The organism is Flavobacterium sp. NPDC079362 (genome assembly GCF_050267765.1).
In the GTDB taxonomy this organism is placed as follows: Bacteria; Bacteroidota; Bacteroidia; order Flavobacteriales; family Flavobacteriaceae; genus Flavobacterium; species Flavobacterium azizsancarii.
The window spans coordinates 14079-31995 of the sequence record NZ_JBNNFM010000034.1; the positions used below are offsets into that span (position 1 = coordinate 14079).

Sequence of the window (17917 nt, forward strand, 5' to 3'; positions counted from 1 at the left end):
ATTATTGAATAGTGTATTTTTTATAATCTGTTTCGCTAAGTGAAAAATAACCTAACGGATAATTGGCCTTATCTATTGTGTTGATGATATTTCCTTTTACCGTAGCGGGTGGGGATTGAAATGGTCCACCAACATTACTTCCCGCAATACTTACTAAAATGCTCATATAATTATAATATTGTTTTGAGATTCCGTAATGTGTGATTTCGACTTCATTTCCAATTTTTAAATCATCATCATCTGATTTACTAAAATACTCATTTCCCTGAAAGAATTTATCTTCACCCACATAATAGGTCGAGGTCACTTTATTTGAGTAGCCGTATTTGTATAAGTAGAAATTATCAGCATCCGGAGGATCGTTATAAAATGCTCTGATTTCGATTTCATCTCCTGTAAAACCACCTTCGTTATTTTGTTCTATACGGGTTATTGGCGCAACAGATTTCATTATTTCAGTGGCTGTATAAGTAATTCCTTTGTTGATGACAGTCAAAGTATAAGTCTCGTCAATTACCGGGTTGAAGTTGGTGCAAACATATCTTCCTGTTTTGGTTACTTCTATAAAATTGAATTGGTCGTTGTGGCTGTTTTTTATAAAAATGGTTGCCCCGGAAACTGTCGGAATCACATTTTCGAAATAACCGGTCGTTGTACTCAGTTTTATAGTTTGCTGTTTTCCTGATGTTCCTTTTTGCCAGTTTATAGCAGCTTCGATTACCAATTTTGGCGGAGCAGTATCGAGATCAACGTCGACAACTTCTTCGCAGCTGGTAAAGAAAATCGAAAATAAAAGTACAAAGAATAAGGTCGCTTTTTTCATGATATATTTTTTGTTTCCTTTTTGAAGAAAATGATTCTTAAAATTTAAAATTATAACTAACCGCAGGAACCATCCCAAAAATAGAAGTTTGTACTGCTTCATTTGCACCTGTATCAACGTTCTGACGGAAATTGATCGAAGCGGCATTATGGCGATTATACAAGTTGTAAATGCTAAAAACCCATTCGCCTTTCAGTTTTCTGTCTTTGTTTTTTCTAGGCGTTAAAGTTGCCGAAACATCTAAATGGTGATACGCAGGCAGGCGATTTTCGTTTCTTGATCCATAACTAGGAACCGTAATTCCTAAATATTCGTACTGACCGTTTGGATACGTAACAGGCTGACCGGATTGTAGCGCAAAGTTAGCACCAAAAGACCATTTCTCGTTTAAAGTATAAGCACCTGTCACTGCTAAATTATGTGTTTTATCATAAGCAGAACTGTACCATTGTCCATTATTGATACCTGTTTCTTCAGGAGTTCTTCCCGGCGTTTGTTGTTGTGATTTTGACAGCGTATAAGAGATCCAACCGTTTAGTTTGCCTTCATTCTTTTTCAGCATAAATTCAACCCCGTAAGAACGCATTCTTCCGTTTAGGATTACTTGCTCGATAGCGTCATTGGCAATCAAATCAGCACCATCGATATAATCCAGTCTGTTTTGAATTTTCTTGTAATACGTTTCAACTTCTACAGAATACGCGCCGTTATTTATGTTTCTAAAATAACCCAATGCCACCTGATCTGCAATTTGTGGTTTGATATAATTGTCACTTGGCATCCAGACATCAAGAGGAGTAGGAGATGAGGTGTTTGATATTAATTGAAGGTATTGCGCCATTCGGTTATAGCTGGCCTTAATCGATTGATCATCATTTAGTTGGTAAGAAGCAGAAAAACGGGGTTCTAAATTATTGTAATTTTGAATTTCCTTGTTTTTGCCAAAATATTTGGTAGATGTTGGTATTGCTTTTTCGTAAATCTGCATGTCAGTATTGAAGATCACAGGTTCATTATTATCGTAATAATTAATTGTCGAAGCTCCTAAACGATAAAATAAACTGTAACGCAATCCGTAAGAAATCGTAATCTTTTTCGAAATTTGATTTTCTGCTTCTATATAAACAGAGGGCTCAAAAGCATATTTTCGATCTAATTGGTCCGGGTTGATTCCTGAAGTTTCATTACTTGGTTTAATAGTTCCGGGATTGAATTCGTAATAGATTCCGTTTACACCATAGTTTAATTTGAATTTATCAGAAATATAGTTCTTGAAATCATATTTGATGTTGTAATTTTTGATTCCCGAATCCCATTTGAAACCTACGAAATCCAGATCAAGGCCATAATAGTAATCACTGTAAATTAAGGATAGATTCGCAAACAATTTATCAGAATATAAATGATTCCAACGCAGGTTCAAAGTAGAGTTTCCGTAGATATTCGTAAAACTTTTGTTCAGGCTGAACACGTCACGACCAAAGTAACCGGATAAATACAAACTGTTATTGTCGTTTAGTTTATAACTTAATTTTGTGTTTAAATCATAAAAATAGGCCGAGTTGTCTTTTTGTTTTTCTGACAGTTTCAGGAATAAATGGGCATATGAAGCTCTTCCTCCAATTAAGAAAGAACCTTTGTCTTTTACAATTGGACCTTCAGCAAGAAGTCGGCTTGAAATTAATCCAATTCCTCCATTTACATGGAATTCTTTACTATTTCCGTCTTTTTGATAAATATCCAATACAGATGAAGCCCTTCCGCCATATCGAGCGGGAATTCCGCCTTTGTATAATTTTAAATCTTTTATAGCATCAGGATTAAAAACAGAGAAAAAACCAAAAACGTGAGAAGAGTTAAAGATCGTTGCTTCGTCTAATAAAATTAAATTCTGATCAGCTCCACCACCACGAACATTAAATCCAGAAGCACCTTCGCCTGCATTCGTTACTCCCGGAAGTAGTAAAATCGATTTAAGAACATCGACTTCCCCCATAACAACGGGCATTTTTTTTATGGCAGCAATAGAGAGTTTATTGGCACTCATTTCAGGCGACTTGATATTGATTTTGCCTCTGTTGTCTTTTATTACAACTTCCTGAAGCTCTTCGCCACCTTCCTTTATCCCAAAATTTGTTTTTGTATTTTGATTTAAGATAACTTTTTTGTGGATTGTCTGGTACCCCACATAACTAATTTCAATTTCATGTTCGCCTTTAGGAACCGTTAGAGAATAAAAACCATATTCGTTGGTGGTTGTTCCTATTTTTAAAGCAGGAATGTAAACATTTACGCCAATTAAAGTTTCGTTGTTTTTAAAGTCAGTGATTGTTCCGCTTAAAGTAAATTTTTCCTGAGAAAATGAAGTTAAAGTTGTTAATAGGAAGATGAGAATAAGGCCAATTTTTTTTGTAATCATTGTCTTGTATTTGAAGCACATAGTTAATAATTCTTACTAAATATTAATGCGTAACGATTGTTAAACATTAGTTAAGAATATTCTATTATTGTTACAGGCTTTTGATCCTTTAATTAGTTTGCTTATAAATTCTCGATAGATTATTCTGAAAGGCAAAAAAAAGACAACCGTTTAAAGTTGTCTTTTTATGAAGGTTCAAAGGTTTCTCTCTAGAGACGAATAGTGTTGCGTCTTTATTTGATTGTCCTTAAAATCTTATTATTTTATTTCAGCAACAATTGCGTTAAATGTTGTACTAGGACGCATTGCTTTGCTTACTAAATCAGGAGTTGGCTGGTAATAACCACCAAGAGTTTGAGGTTTTCCTTGTGCACCAATTAGTTCATCATTGATTTTTGTTTCGTTAGCTTCAAATTGAGCAGCAATAGGAGTAAAGATCGCTTTTAATTCAGCATCTTTATTTTGAGCTGCCAAAGCTTGTGCCCAATAAAAAGCAAGATAGAAATGAGAACCACGATTGTCGATCTGACCTACTTTACGGGCAGGAGATTTATCGTTTGCTAAGAATTTATCGTTTGCTTCATCTAAAGTTTCAGATAAAACAATTGCTTTAGAGTTGTCTAAAGTTTGTCCTAAATGCTCTAAAGAAGCACCAAGAGCAAGAAATTCTCCTAATGAATCCCAACGTAAATATCCTTCTTCTGTAAATTGCTCAACGTGTTTTGGGGCAGAACCTCCAGCACCAGTTTCAAACAATCCACCACCATTCATTAACGGAACGATTGATAACATTTTAGCTGAAGTTCCTAATTCTAAAATTGGGAATAAATCAGTTAAGTAATCACGTAAAACGTTTCCTGTTACAGAGATAGTGTCTAAACCTTTGATGATTCTGTCTAAAGTAAATTCAGTTGCAGCAATTGGGTTAAGGATACGGATATCTAGATTTACGGTATTGTAATCTTTTAAATATTTTTGAACTTTTACGATCAATTCTCTGTCATGCGCTCTGTTTTCGTCTAACCAGAAAACAGCAGGAGTATCAGATAAACGAGCTCTGTTTACAGCTAGTTTAACCCAGTCCTGAATAGGAGCGTCTTTAGCCTGACACATTCTAAAAATGTCATTAGCCTCAACGTTCTGCTCCATTAACACAGTTCCTTTATTATCAACTACACGAACAACTCCGTCCGCTTTTACCTGGAAAGTTTTGTCATGAGATCCGTATTCTTCAGCTTTTTGAGCCATCAAACCTACGTTAGGAACACTTCCCATTGTTTTTGGATCAAAAGCACCGTGTTTTTTACAGAAATCGATAGTTGCAGTATAAATTCCAGAATAAGCACGATCCGGAATAACAGCGATTGTATCTTGTTGTTTCCCTTCTTTATTGTACATCTGTCCAGAAGTACGAATCATTGCCGGCATAGAAGCATCAACAATAACATCAGATGGAACGTGTAAGTTTGTAATTCCTTTATCAGAATTTACCATTGCAAGAGCTGGTCCGTTTTCGATCGCTTTAGTAATGTCAGCTTCAACAGCAGCTTGCTCAGGTCTTCCCGCAATTTTTGCGTAGATATCACCTAAACCGTTTCTTGTATCTATATTTAATTCAGAGAATAAAGTGGCGTATTTTGTAAAAAGATCAGCAAAATATACTTCAACGATAGCGCCAAAGATAATTGGATCTGAAACTTTCATCATTGTAGCTTTTAAATGCACAGAAAGTAAAACTCCTTCTTTTTTAGCATCAGCAATAGCGTCAGCAACAAAGCTTTTTAGAGCTTTTAAATGCATTACAGAACTGTCGATTATTTCACCTGCCTTAAGCGGAGTACTTGCTTTAAGAACAGTTGTTGTGCCATCTTTTGCTACGAATTCGATCTTTACATCATTTGCTTCTGCTACAGTAAGTGATTTTTCGCTTCCGTAAAAGTCACCATCAGGCATAGAAGCTACTTTTGTTTTAGAATCAGCAGACCATGCACCCATTGAGTGTGGATTTGCTTTTGCAAAGTTCTTAACTGCTCTTGGAGCTCTACGGTCAGAGTTACCTTCACGTAAAACAGGATTTACAGCAGAACCTAAAACTTTAGCATATTTAGCTTTAATTTCTTTTTCAGCATCATTTTGTGGATCTTCCGGGAAATTAGGAATTTTGTAACCGTGAGACTGTAATTCTGCAATTGCAGCTTTTAATTGTGGTACTGATGCAGAAATATTTGGTAATTTGATGATATTAGCTTCAGGTTGTGTCGCTAATTGACCCAATTCAGCCAAAGCATCTCCAGTTTTTTGAGCATCTGTAAGAACATCAGGAAAATTTGATAAAATTCTACCTGCCAAAGAGATGTCTCTCGTTTCAATTGCAATACCAGCTGTAGCAGTAAATGCCTGAACAATAGGTAAAAAAGAATAAGTCGCTAACAATGGCGCCTCATCAGTTAAGGTGTAATAGATTTTTGAATTCTGTGTCATTTTTTTTTTTTTTTTTTATAATCGTATCGCCAAGATGTAGCGATGTAAAAGGTATAGTCGGCTCAGAATGAGCGGAGCAAATATAATAAAAACAGTTCGAAAACGGTGTAGTATTCCGGAGAAAAACTGAAATTATCAGATTGTTATTTCGAGGTCGTTAAATTGTCAAATCGATTATTTTGATCCTAAAAAATTATGGTTTTGATGAATCAGAGGTAAAAGTGAAAGATTCCGAAAGAGGAAAAGGCTGAAAGTTATAAAAATTCATTTTAGCTTTGGTGGTTTTTGTCTGAAAAGTTGTATTTTTGACTCAAATGCAATAAACATATAACAAATGTGAAATACATTGTTTAATATGTTTTTTACTTGTTGTTTATTATTACGCTTAATCATTTCTTTGAATTATGAGCACACTTATAAAACCAAATCATATAGGGCGAAAAATTAGCCGTATTAGTGAACTTCGTGATATGAAACAGGAAGCTTTGGTACAAGCTTTAGGAACAAACCAACAAGCTATATCTGCTATTGAAAATAGTGAAACTATAGACGAACAAAAACTTGCAGAAGTTGCAAAAGCACTTGGCGTAACCGTTGAAGCAATTAAAAGTTTTTCAGAAGAAAATATGATTAGTTATTTTAATAGTTTCCAAGACAATAGTATTAATAATGGTAATTTTGCAAATAATCATTGTACTTTCAATCCATTGGATAAATTAATTGAAACTTTTCAGGAAAAAGAAAAGCTTTACGAGCGTTTACTGCAAGCTGAAAAAGATAAAATCGAATATTTAGAAAAACTATTGAATAAATAGAATATCAATTTTTCATTAAAATACAAACCGATGCTTTAATAAGTGTCGGTTTTTTTATTTTGGGCGTGTCCCGCCGAAAGAGGCGGCTCGGGCTATCCGCTGCAAGTCCTCGCACTTCCTTCGTCATGCTGTGGGCTTTCCACTTCTATCCCTCACGTTAGGCACTAAATATTGGTAGTTAATAAAAATCGTAATAAATCTAGCGTGCAGTAGGTACGCAATAGTTACGATTTTGTTGCGTAACTACGGCACGCCCGTATTTCTAATGTATATTATCTACCAATATTTAGTGCCTAACGGCACATTTCAATTCTTGGTTCGCATTGTTCTAATTATCAATACTAAAAAGCTTTTATGTAAATGATTGCCTTAGCCCCGATAGAAGTGGAAATCCTTTTGCTTTTTTCTTTAAAAAGCAAAAGATTGTAACGAATAGCGGGATTAGCTCCTGAAAATTTTAAAAATCAGGCACAAAAAAAAGCTCGTTTCAAATAAATGAAACGAGCTTTTTTATAACAAATCGATAAATGATTATCTTCTTTTATCTTTAATCTTAGCTTTTTTACCAGTAAGTTCTCTGAAGTAGAAAATTCTAGCTCTACGAACAGCTCCTTTTTTGTTGATTTCAACTTTCTGTAAAGCTGGTAAGTTTACTGGGAAGATACGCTCAACTCCAACAGCTCCAGACATTTTACGGATAGTAAAAGTTTCTGTGTTACCAGAACCTCTTCTTTGAATAACAACTCCTTTAAAAAACTGAGTTCTTGTTTTTTCACCCTCTTTAATTTCGTAGTAAACTGTGATAGTATCTCCAGCTCCGAAAACAGGGAAATCTTTTTTAGCAACTAATTCGGTTTGAACGAATTTCATTAAATCTGCCATGATATCTTGTAATTATGGTTTTTGTATAGAGCAACATTCACGGATCTCGCCAGAGGTTAGTCTAATTCGGGTGCAAAGATAAAAAAAAAGTTTAAAGTTTAAAGTTTTTCTTGTTTAAAGTTTTTAGACTTTATAATTAAATTTGCAATATAAAATTTAAAGCTAGGTTTCTAATTTTCAGTTAGATAAAGTTAAAGTTTTATTGGTTTTAAATTTGAATTTAGGTTTTAAGAAACCTGAAACAAAAATAACCCAAAAACCTGAAACTAATCTTGTCCTTCGAGAAGATCTGGTCGTCTGTTTTTAGTATGTTCATACGCCATATCTTCGCGCCATTTATCAATTTTGGCAAAATGGCCGCTTGTTAAAACATCAGGAACTTTCCATCCTTTATAATCTGCGGGTCTTGTATATATAGGTCCTGAAAGTAAATTATCCTGAAAACTATCTGTCAATGCAGATGTTTCATCACTTAAAACACCCGGAATTAATCGGATTAAAGCATCAGATAAAACCAGAGCGCCTAATTCTCCTCCGGATAAAACATAATCGCCAATCGAAATTTCCTTAGTAATAAAGTGATCACGAACACGTTGATCTACACCTTTATAATGTCCGCATAAAATGATAATGTTTTCATACATCGACATTGTATTGGCCATTTTTTGATTCAGAGTTTCTCCGTCAGGCGACATATAGATTATCTCGTCGTATTCACGCTCACTTTTTAGATGTGTGATGCAAGCATCAATGGGCTGAACAGTCATTACCATTCCGGCGCCACCTCCAAAGGGATAATCGTCGACACTTTTTTGTTTGTTTGTAGTGTAATCTCGTAAATTATGAAAATGTACTTCGACAAGACCTTTGTCTATGGCACGTTTCATAATCGAAGCTTCAAAAGGACTTCTTAAAAGTTCAGGCAAAATCGTTACAATGTCAATTCGCATTTTTTTTTGTTCAATAGTTCTAAGCGGCAAAGATACAAAGTTAATATTTGAGAATTTTAAAGATTTAAAAATGGTGCAAGTACGTCTGTCCGCATAAAATTGTAGTTCAAAATTGATTGCTAACATTGTATTTAATTAGTAATAATTATATAATATTAAAATGATTTTGTGTAAATATTTTCTAGTTAATTTCGGCTAATATTGTTAGTGTAATCCTTGTTTAACTGTTTAAAATGAGGATATAACTTTAAAAAACAGTGATCTTATGAAGAAACTTTTACTTTTGACTATTTTGTCAGTTTTATATGCATGTTCTACAAATAAAAATTCTAGTGATAAATGGATTGGCCAATCTAAAAAAAATCTTATAAAGACCTGGGGACCTCCAATACGTACTTTGAACAATGCTGAAAAAGGAGAAATTCTTATCTATGGACAGCAGGTTTATGCGAACGCCAATAATGATGAAGGATCCAGAATTGCCGGTCCTAATCATTGGATTTATACTTATATATATGCCAATAATGATGGGAAAATTTATTTGTATAAAATAGATAAACAGCAAATGACGCCACAAGAGATTGCTGTAAAGTAATTATTTTACATTTATTATTGCCAGATGAGGTTGCGATTTTTTATTGTAATCTCTAATCATTTTATTATATTTAAATTCTTTATTATCTGATTCGTAATGATTTAAAATAAAAATTATGAGAAAAATAATGGTACTTGTTATAATTTTTGTAATTATCTCGTGTAATAATCAAAACCAGCCAAAACCTATGGAAACTTCAAAGAATGAAAAATTAATCAAACAATATTTTGAGTATTTTAATAAGCATGATTGGAAAAAGATGTCGGAAATGTATACCGAAACTGCTGATTTTAAAGATCCTTCTTTAGGACAGGGAATTGTAAAACAAACCCGAAAACAGATTGAAGATAAATATGCGGAATTGAATAAAGTTTTTCCGGATTTGAATGATAAGGTAATTCAAATTTACCCTTCTGGAGAAAAGCATATTATTGTAGAGTTTGTTTCGACCGGAACTGCACCGGATAATTCAAAGTTTGAATTGCCTATTTGTACTATTTTCACAATAGAAAACGCATTAATTACTAAAGATTTTACGTATTTCGATAATTTTGAGGATGGCGAGGAGTAAATTTTATGTATAGTCCCTACGGGACATGATATGGTGGTCAGCTTATTTTAGTTACCGATATTTTGTTCCTAGGGGAACATCAAAAAGTATGATTTATGTATTTGCTACTCTGCTATAAATTATATGTTTACAGTTTTTTTCTTAAGCTAAAGAAATTTTAAAAATATGCTCAATGTATTATTATTCCGTTAGGAATTATATGTTAATAGAAAAAAAATTGCAAATCAAAATTGTCCCGTTAGGGACTATATATTTCGATAATTTCGAGGAAGATGAAAGTTAGGATTAAATGTGTAAAGGTACTTATGTATAGTCCCTACGGGACATGATATGTTGGTCAGCTTATTTTAGTTACCGATATTTTGTTCCTAACGGAACATCGAAAAGAATGATTTATGTATTTGCTATTCTGCTAGAAATTATATGTTTATAGTTTTTTTCTTAAGCTATACTGATTTTAAAAATATGCTCAATGTATTATTATTCCGTCAGGAATTATATGTTGGTAGAAAAAAAATACAAATTAAAATTGTCCCATAGGGACTACATAGTAATGGCAAATACATATACTCAAATACACATTCATTTTGTTTTCGCAGTAAAATTTAGACAAGGTATAATTAATAAAGAGTGGAAAGAAGAACTCTATAAATATATAGCAGGAATTATAAAAAATAATAATCATAAACTTTTAGCAATCAATGGTATTTCTGACCATGTTCATATTTTAATTGGAATAAGGCCAGCACAATCTATCTCTGATTTAATGAAAAATATAAAACAAGATTCTTCAAAGTGGATTAATAATAGTAGATTTCTAGAATGTCACTTTGAATGGCAGGAAGGTTATGGCGCATTTTCATATAGTAAATCACAATTGACTGCCGTAATTAGTTATATTGAAAATCAGGAACTACACCATAAAAAGAGAACTTTCAGAGAGGAGTATATTGACTTTCTTGAAAAATTTGAAATTGATTATGAGGAAAAGTTTATTTTTAAGGAATTAATTTAAAATTGTTTTTTATTAATACATACCAGAAAATAAATGAAAAAAATAATCTTCTTCCTGCTTGTATTATTTTGTTCCTGCAATAAAGAAAAAACAAAAGCAATTACCAAAGCAACACCTAAACAAATTCCTGAACAAGCACCATATTTTGGGCAAATCAAAAGCAATGACGTTAAATTGGCTGAACCTGTTTATGGAGATTGGTTGTATTCCCGTAAAGAAAAAGGACAAACTTTTGAACAATATTTTAGGTCTAAACATATAATTCCAGCAGAAGATTCTAATATTATTTATATACTGCCTATTGGAAATTTTAATACTTTACAAAAAAAGCAAATTAAGCTTGCCAATGAATATTTAGAAATCTACTTTCAATTAAAAACAAAAACTTTAGATCCTATTTCTAATGATGTGGTTCCAAATTCTGCCAGAAGAATGATGGATGGTCATGAACAATTATTGGCAGGTTATCTTTTAACAGATGTTTTAAAAGAGCAAAAGCCATCAAAGAGAATTGCGTTAATGGGGCTTTCAGAACTTGATTTATATCCTAAACCTGAATGGAATTATGTTTTTGGTTTGGCTTCTTATCACGATAAGATTGGCGTGAGTTCAATTTATAGATTACAAGACGGGGAATTGACGTCTGAAAATTTTGATTTGTGTTTATCACGATTGCTTAAAATAAGCTCTCATGAAATTGGACATATGTTTGGCCTGCATCATTGTATTACGGCAAACTGTGTAATGAATGGGACTAATAGCATGTATGAAACAGATAAAAATACTATTCGATTGTGTTCTGTTTGTCAGCAAAAACTAAATTCATGTATACAATACGATAATAAAAAAAGACTGGAAGATTTAGAGAAATATTTTATAAGAAACAATTTAACCGATGGATTTCAGTTAATGAAAAAAGATAGAGACGTAATTAAGTAAAATGCAAAAAGAAACAATAAAAATCTTCGCCATAACGGGAAGTACAAGAAGAAATTCTAGTAATTACAAAATTCTAAAATATATTTCGGAAAATATAAAAACCGAATTTAAAATTGAAATTTTTGAAGATCTGGCTGGTTTTCCTCATTTTAATCCGGATTTAGATAATGATGATGCGCCCAAAGAAGTCAAAGAATTCAGGGATAAAATTAGTGAGGCCGACGGAGTTCTAATTTGCACTCCGGAATATGTTTTTAGCATACCCGGAAGTTTAAAAAATGCTTTAGAGTGGTGTGTTTCGACTATTATTTTTTCAGATAAAAAGACGGGTTTGATAACGGCTTCGGCTTCGGGAGAAATGGGACATGAGCAATTGACATTAATAATGAAAACCCTTGAAGCTAAATTCGAGGATGAAACCAGACTTTTGATACAGGGAATTCGCGGAAAAATTAATGAAGAGGGGGAAATTGTAATCGAAGAAACGGAAGTTGCTCTTCAGGATTTTATATGTAATTTCGAAAAACAATTTATAGAGGTTTAAGATTGATTTAAATAGATTAATTTTATTTCCGGATTTTTAAAATGAACGAATGATTACAAGGAGAAAATTTATACTAAATACAGGTCTGGCTACGACATTAGTTATGACTTTGCCATCATTAGCTTTTACTATGGATAAAAAAGAAATTGGTTTGCAATTATATACATTACGGGATGAACTCCCTAAAAATGTGGGGTTAACTTTTGAAAAAGTTGCCGCTGCCGGATTTACAACTGTAGAAACGTATGGTTTTTCGATTAAAGATCAGTTTTGGGGTGTTACGCCAATCGAATTAAAGAAGATACTGGACAAAAACGGGCTCAAAGCGATTAGCGGACATTATAATCTGGGAAGTTTTTTGTATGATGGAAATACATCAGAATTAATTGCTGCGATAGAAGCGGCAAAGGTTCTAAAAAGTGAATTTTTGACAATTCCATGGTTAGATGAGTCTTTCAGGAGAAATATTCAGGATTATAAAAATATTGCAGCCCGAATAAATGAAGCGGCGAAAATGTGTGCAGCCGCAGGTTTAAAAATAGCTTATCACAATCATGATTTTGAATTTCAGAAACATGATGGGATTACAGGTTATGAAATTCTCTTAAAAGAAACTAATAAGGATTTGGTTTATTTTGAATTGGATTTGTATTGGGTTGTTCGTTCAGGAAATGATCCGCTAAAATTGTTTGCAGCAAACCAGGGACGTTTTAAATTGTGGCATGTAAAAGATATGGACAAGGCAAATCAGGCTTTAAACACAGAAATAGGTTCCGGTTCTATTGATTTTAGAACTATTTTTAAGGAAGCAAAACAATCCGGAATGAAACATTTTTTTGTAGAACAGGAGAATAATTATAATCCCGATGCTTTTGAATCTATAAAAACAAGCAGTGGTTTTATTTCTAAAAAATTGATTTAAAAATAAAATCATCTAAAAGTATTATTTTTGTACCAATTCAATTAAAAAACAGATATGCAAACTTTCGGAACAAGCAAAGAATTTATAAAAGGGGATGAAATAGAGTGGGAAGTGGTTGGTGAAGGAATCAAACGCAAAATTCTGGCATACGACGACAGAGTGATGTTGGTGAACGTTCATTTTGAAAAAGGCGGAATTGGTGTTTTGCACGAACATTATCATACGCAAGTAACGTATGTTTCGAGTGGTAAATTTGATGTAACTATAAATGGCGTAACTCAAACCTTAAAAGAAGGAGACAGTTTCTACATTCCGCCTCATGCAATTCATGGAGTAGTTTGTTTAGAAAGCGGATTTTTGACTGATGTTTTTAGCCCTGCCAGAGAAGATTTTTTAAAATAGAATTAAATAAAGAAAATCATTAAGTATCCGTGTTTTTGCGATAACGAATGGGATTAAGCAGCGTCAATTTCCAGAAAATTAATGGTGCAGATTCTCTATTGCAAAGATGCAGATTTACACAGATTTTATAAAAAAAATAACTTTAATTATAAGTTTAGATTAAATATTGATGGTATTTTTGCAAAATGAATTTATCCAAAACGAATGTCTTATTTATGGCAGCTTGCACTGGACTTATAGTTGCAAATCTGTATTACTGCCAACCTCTAATTGTTTTAATTGCCAACGAATTTAAAATTCCCGAAGCCAGCGCTGGAACAATAACATATCTTACTCAGGCAGGTTATGCGATTGGGTTGTTTTTTATGGTTCCTTTAGGCGATAAAATTGAAAGAAAAAAACAAATTTTAATGACCACTTTTGCTTCTGTAATTGCCTTGATTCTGGCAGCTACGGCTAAAAGCTTTTTTCTTTTACAGATTGCCTCCTTATTAATCGGAATTACTTCAATTGTACCACAACTTATTTTGCCTTTGGCCGCTTCATTATGTGCGCCCGAACAACGGGGTAAAGTAGTGGGAACAATCATGAGCGGATTACTTGTTGGTATTTTGCTTTCAAGAACTTTAAGCGGGTTCATTGGTCAGTATTTAGGATGGAGATCAATGTTTTATATCGCTTCAGGAATTTGTCTTTTGATCTTTTTTGTTATTCAGAATAAATTTCCGGTTAATAAACCTCAGTTTAAGGGAAGTTATGGAGAATTAATTAAATCCCTTTTTACACTTATAAAAACACAACCAATTTTAAGAGAAGCGACAATCATAAATGTATTTAGTTTTGCTCAATTTGGTGCTTTCTGGACCACAATGGTTTTATTGCTTTCAGGAGAACCTTTTCATTATAATAGTGCAACAATCGGTTTATTCGGGATTGTTGGTGCATCAGGAGCTTTAGCAGCGCCTTTAGTGGGTAAACTTGGTGATAAAGGAGGATCTAGAGTTGCTGTGGGCTACGGTTGCTTGTTGATTTTGATAAGCTTTCTGGTTTTTTATTTTTCAGTAGAAAGCGTAATCGGAATTGCTATCGGAATCGTATTTATTGATATAGGAATCCAGGGCGTTCATATTTCTAATCAAACCCGGGTATACTCGTTGCTTCCCGAAGCCAGAAACAGATTAAATACCGTATTTATGTCATTTAGCTTTTTAGGAACAGCAGCAGGATCAGCTTACGGATTGTTTTTGTGGAAATTAGGCGGATGGCATGCTGTAACAATTGGGTGTGTTGCTTTATCAGTATTATCATTATTAGTATACGGACTTACTTATAAAGTAAAGTCTAAAAATAAAGTAAAGTCTAAAAATAAAGTTTAAGATGAAAATAATAACGGCAATTGCTAGTTTGTTTTTGATTTTAAGTTGCCAAAAAACACTTTCTGACAATGAAATAAAAGAATATGTTTGGAAATGCGGGATTCCATGCGGATTGGGTGATATCATAGTCTTTAATCAAAATACAGTTCTTAGAAATGATACGATATTTTTAAAGAATATACCTTACGGGAAAATAGTGAAGCGTACATGTGATTTTGATGAAGGGACTAAAATTTCGGTTATCAATCTCGAAAATTCAGTAATTAAAGATACTTGTATTTTTCACGCAAAATGATATAAAATTAATTTTGTAAATTTGCATTTAAATAAAAAATAATAACAATGGAAAACGGAATATACGCTAAATTCAATACAAGCAAAGGTTCGATTTTAGTAAAACTAACTCACGATTTAACACCAGGAACCGTAGGGAATTTTGTAGCTCTTGCAGAAGGAAATATGGAAAATAAAGTAAAACCTCAAGGACAAAAATTCTATGACGGATTAACATTTCATAGAGTAATTCCTGATTTTATGATTCAGGGTGGATGCCCAAAAGGAACAGGAACTGGTGATCCTGGTTATAAATTTGATGATGAATTTCACCCAAGTTTAAAACACGATCGTCCGGGAGTTTTAGCAATGGCAAATTCAGGACCTGCAAGTAACGGTTCTCAATTTTACATTACTCACGTTCCAACTTCTTGGTTAGACGGAAAACATACTGTTTTTGGTCATGTAATCGAAGGACAGGATATCGTTGATGCTGTTGCACAAGGCGATGCTCTTGAAAATGTAGAAATTATCAGAGTTGGAGAAGAAGCAGAAAAATTTAATGCTATCGAAGCTTTTGTTGGTTTAAAAGGTGCTCGTCTAAAAAGAGATGCAGCTTTAAAAGCAGAGTCTGAAGCAAAAATGGAACAATTAGCTGCTGGTTTTGAAAAAACAGAAAGTGGTTTACGTTATAAAATGATTCAAAAAGGAGAAGGTAAACAAGCAGAAGCTGGTAAAACAGTTGCAGTTCATTACGAAGGTTCTTTAGAAAACGGAAAAGTCTTTGATTCATCTTATCCACGTAAAAAACCAATCGAATTTAGATTAGGTCAGGGACAGGTTATCGAAGGATGGGATGAAGGTGTTGCTTTATTGCAAGTAGGAGACAAAGCTCGTTTTGTAATTCCTTCTGACTTAGCTTACGGGGCTGCCGGAGCTGGAGGAGTTATTCCGCCAAATGCAACTTTGATTTTCGATGTTGAATTAATGGAAGTAAAATAAGAAATATAGAGACAATTTAGTATTGTTTTAAATTAGAATCCCGTATGTCAAGGCATATGGGATTTTTTTATATTTACTTATAAATTAAAGCAAAACAATGAAATCAAAAATCTTAATTCTAACTGCTGCGGTATTACTTTTAGTTTCTTGCGGAACCCAAAAGAATGCTTCTACTGCGTCAACAGTACCTGTAACCGAAACTGCTAAAACTGTAGTATTAACACCTGAATTGGAAGAAGGTAAAAACTTATACGAGAACAGTTGTGCAAGATGTCATAAATTATATGACGCAAAGAAATTTACTGAGCAAGAGTGGAAACCAATTTTAGCAAGGATGCAGAAAAAAGCGAAGTTGGATGATACCCAGATGGCTTCGATATCAAATTATATAACTTCTCAATTGTAAGAAGTTCTTTTGTAGATTTATAAAAACTATTCAGTAACTATTATTGGATAGTTTTTTTGTTTTTAAATAGGGCATAAAAAAACACCTTCACGAATGAGGTGTTTAAAAAAGGTTAAGAATTGTCTTCGGCTATATTACTAACCGCAACTATTTTTAGAGTCTTTATTCCAGCCGGTAGTTCCCAATCGACCTCGTCATTTTCCTTAAATCCAATTATAGCAACACTCAAAGGAGCAAGAATTGAAATTTTACTTTGTTTTACATCAGCAAATGAAGGTAAAACGATTTTAATTTTCATTTGCTTTTTTGCTTTTACATCTTCGATAGTGACGTATGAATTTATTCTTATAATCGAGTTGTCTAATTCGCTTTCTTTGCTAATTACAGCGCGATCTAACTCTTGTGAAAGCTGATTGGCTTCTTTTGCATTTGTTGAATTTTTACTTTTTAATATCAATTCTCTTAAGAAATGATAATCTGTTTTACAGAAAGTGGGTGTTGGTTTCATAAATATGTTTTTATATTATTATTAATGCGTAAGTGTTTTTTAGTGTATTTCTTTACAGGCTTATAAATACATAATTGTTGTTTCAAATTGTACAGGTACAGTTGAAATTTAAAATAATGTATGTTTTGGAAACTTTTGATTGAAAAAACCAAAAAATCATTTGAGAGAGAATTTACTCTTTCAAATAAAATAAATGATTAAATCGTGGTATAAATCCTCCGCCTGAAAGAAGAAATTGGAATAGACGGAGGCCTAATTAATAAAGGCCTTACTATGTGAAATAAATACAGCAGTAATTGGTCTTCTCGTAAGAGAAAACAACAACATAAAAACTGTAATTAGGTTTATAGTGCTCACAATGAGAATAATTAATTGATCTGCAAAGATAGGTAAACTTTTTGAAATACTTCTAATTTGTTTATTTCCATTTAATACTACAGCCAATACTTGGCTTTTGTGGTTCTTTTAAACTTCGGTTATAAATGAGCGCATCAATAGCACTACGAAGATCACTTCCGCTTAACGAAATTCCGTTTCCGGGTCTTGAATCATCCATTTGACCATGATAGAATAAACGATCCTGATTGTCGAATAAATAAAAATCAGGAGTACATGCAGCATTGTAGGCTTTGGCAACTTCCTGGGTCCCGTCAAATAAATACGGAAAATCGATTTTATTTTCAAAAGCAAATTCAGTCATTAATTCAGGAGAATCTTGCGGATATTTTTCGATATCATTACTCGAAATGGCAATAACTCCAATTCCCTGAACGCGATAATCATTTGCAATCATTACGATTTCGTTGATAACATGAAGTACAAACGGACAATGATTACAGATAAAAACCACTAATGTACCTTTTGATCCTTTCAAATCATCAAACGAATATTCATTGTTAGAATTCGCATCTTTTAATTTGAATTTTGGTGCAATTGTTCCAAGCGGAATTATATTTGAAGAGGTTTGTGCCATTTTTATAGAGATAAGATCTTC

The 17917-nt window shown here is 33.1% G+C and carries 19 protein-coding genes; 12 read left to right on the forward strand and 7 right to left on the reverse strand.

The features are described 5' to 3' along the window. Position 1 precedes the first annotated feature (1 nt). The 3 genes from ACQKCJ_RS20650 to ACQKCJ_RS20660 form a co-directional block, all read right to left on the reverse strand. A complete protein-coding gene (locus tag ACQKCJ_RS20650; RefSeq protein ID WP_271335433.1) occupies positions 2-823 on the reverse strand; it encodes a DUF4249 domain-containing protein in 822 nt (273 codons plus the stop codon). Between the two features lie 37 nt (positions 824-860). Then, on the reverse strand, positions 861-3242 hold the full coding sequence (locus ACQKCJ_RS20655; RefSeq protein ID WP_427402849.1) for a TonB-dependent receptor: 2382 nt from the start codon (positions 3240-3242) through the stop codon (positions 861-863). 258 nt (positions 3243-3500) lie between these two features. After that, positions 3501-5723: an NADP-dependent isocitrate dehydrogenase gene (locus ACQKCJ_RS20660; RefSeq protein WP_271335431.1), complete on the reverse strand. Its 2223-nt coding sequence runs from the start codon at positions 5721-5723 to the stop codon at positions 3501-3503. A gap of 404 nt (positions 5724-6127) precedes the next feature. On the opposite strand from ACQKCJ_RS20660, the gene ACQKCJ_RS20665 reads away from it, so the two are divergent. Further along, positions 6128-6538: a helix-turn-helix domain-containing protein gene (locus tag ACQKCJ_RS20665; protein WP_271335430.1), complete on the forward strand. Its 411-nt coding sequence runs from the start codon at positions 6128-6130 to the stop codon at positions 6536-6538. 531 nt (positions 6539-7069) lie between these two features. On the opposite strand, the gene rplS is transcribed toward ACQKCJ_RS20665, so the two are convergent. Both rplS and trmD read right to left on the reverse strand, forming a co-directional pair. Then, positions 7070-7420 carry a 50S ribosomal protein L19 gene (gene rplS / locus ACQKCJ_RS20670; RefSeq protein WP_271335429.1) on the reverse strand — a complete coding sequence of 117 codons (351 nt, stop codon included), beginning with the start codon at positions 7418-7420 and terminating at the stop codon, positions 7070-7072. A 266-nt stretch (positions 7421-7686) separates the two neighbouring features. After that, positions 7687-8370 (reverse strand): tRNA (guanosine(37)-N1)-methyltransferase TrmD, encoded by a 684-nt coding sequence (gene trmD, locus ACQKCJ_RS20675; RefSeq protein ID WP_271335428.1) that lies wholly within the window; start codon positions 8368-8370, stop codon positions 7687-7689. Positions 8371-8635: 265 nt separating this feature from the next. Here trmD and ACQKCJ_RS20680 point away from each other — a divergent pair, with 265 nt between their 5' ends. The 11 genes from ACQKCJ_RS20680 to ACQKCJ_RS20730 all read left to right on the forward strand — a co-directional run bounded on the left by ACQKCJ_RS20680 (position 8636) and on the right by ACQKCJ_RS20730 (position 16415). Then, positions 8636-8965, forward strand: coding sequence for a hypothetical protein (locus ACQKCJ_RS20680; RefSeq protein WP_271335427.1), 330 nt, complete (start codon positions 8636-8638; stop codon positions 8963-8965). Between the two features lie 115 nt (positions 8966-9080). Beyond that, positions 9081-9536, forward strand: a complete 456-nt coding sequence (locus ACQKCJ_RS20685; protein ID WP_271335426.1) for a nuclear transport factor 2 family protein — start codon at positions 9081-9083, stop codon at positions 9534-9536. Between the two features lie 553 nt (positions 9537-10089). Then, positions 10090-10551, forward strand: a complete 462-nt coding sequence (tnpA, locus tag ACQKCJ_RS20690) for an IS200/IS605 family transposase (RefSeq protein WP_271335425.1) — start codon at positions 10090-10092, stop codon at positions 10549-10551. Between the two features lie 33 nt (positions 10552-10584). Then, positions 10585-11490, forward strand: coding sequence for a Zn-dependent protease (locus ACQKCJ_RS20695; protein ID WP_271335424.1), 906 nt, complete (start codon positions 10585-10587; stop codon positions 11488-11490). 1 nt (position 11491) lies between these two features. Further along, the gene (locus ACQKCJ_RS20700) at positions 11492-12034 is read left to right on the forward strand and encodes an NADPH-dependent FMN reductase (protein ID WP_427402850.1); all 543 of its coding nucleotides are present in this window, start codon (positions 11492-11494) and stop codon (positions 12032-12034) included. Positions 12035-12083: 49 nt separating this feature from the next. Then, positions 12084-12956 carry a sugar phosphate isomerase/epimerase family protein gene (locus ACQKCJ_RS20705; protein ID WP_271335422.1) on the forward strand — a complete coding sequence of 291 codons (873 nt, stop codon included), beginning with the start codon at positions 12084-12086 and terminating at the stop codon, positions 12954-12956. A 54-nt stretch (positions 12957-13010) separates the two neighbouring features. Then, positions 13011-13358: a cupin domain-containing protein gene (locus tag ACQKCJ_RS20710; protein WP_271335421.1), complete on the forward strand. Its 348-nt coding sequence runs from the start codon at positions 13011-13013 to the stop codon at positions 13356-13358. 215 nt (positions 13359-13573) lie between these two features. Beyond that, positions 13574-14734, forward strand: coding sequence for an MFS transporter (locus ACQKCJ_RS20715; protein WP_427402851.1), 1161 nt, complete (start codon positions 13574-13576; stop codon positions 14732-14734). A gap of 1 nt (position 14735) precedes the next feature. After that, complete coding sequence (locus tag ACQKCJ_RS20720) at positions 14736-15029, forward strand: hypothetical protein (protein ID WP_271335419.1); 294 nt, start codon at positions 14736-14738, stop codon at positions 15027-15029. A gap of 47 nt (positions 15030-15076) precedes the next feature. Continuing rightward, positions 15077-16009, forward strand: coding sequence for a peptidylprolyl isomerase (locus ACQKCJ_RS20725; RefSeq protein WP_271335418.1), 933 nt, complete (start codon positions 15077-15079; stop codon positions 16007-16009). A 97-nt stretch (positions 16010-16106) separates the two neighbouring features. Further along, a complete protein-coding gene (locus tag ACQKCJ_RS20730; RefSeq protein ID WP_271335417.1) occupies positions 16107-16415 on the forward strand; it encodes a c-type cytochrome in 309 nt (102 codons plus the stop codon). Between the two features lie 112 nt (positions 16416-16527). Here the strand turns inward: ACQKCJ_RS20730 and ACQKCJ_RS20735 are convergent, their stop codons facing one another. Then, positions 16528-16923 (reverse strand): GreA/GreB family elongation factor, encoded by a 396-nt coding sequence (locus ACQKCJ_RS20735; protein ID WP_271335416.1) that lies wholly within the window; start codon positions 16921-16923, stop codon positions 16528-16530. Between the two features lie 418 nt (positions 16924-17341). Next, positions 17342-17896: a thioredoxin family protein gene (locus ACQKCJ_RS20740; protein WP_271335415.1), complete on the reverse strand. Its 555-nt coding sequence runs from the start codon at positions 17894-17896 to the stop codon at positions 17342-17344. Positions 17897-17917 lie beyond the last annotated feature (21 nt).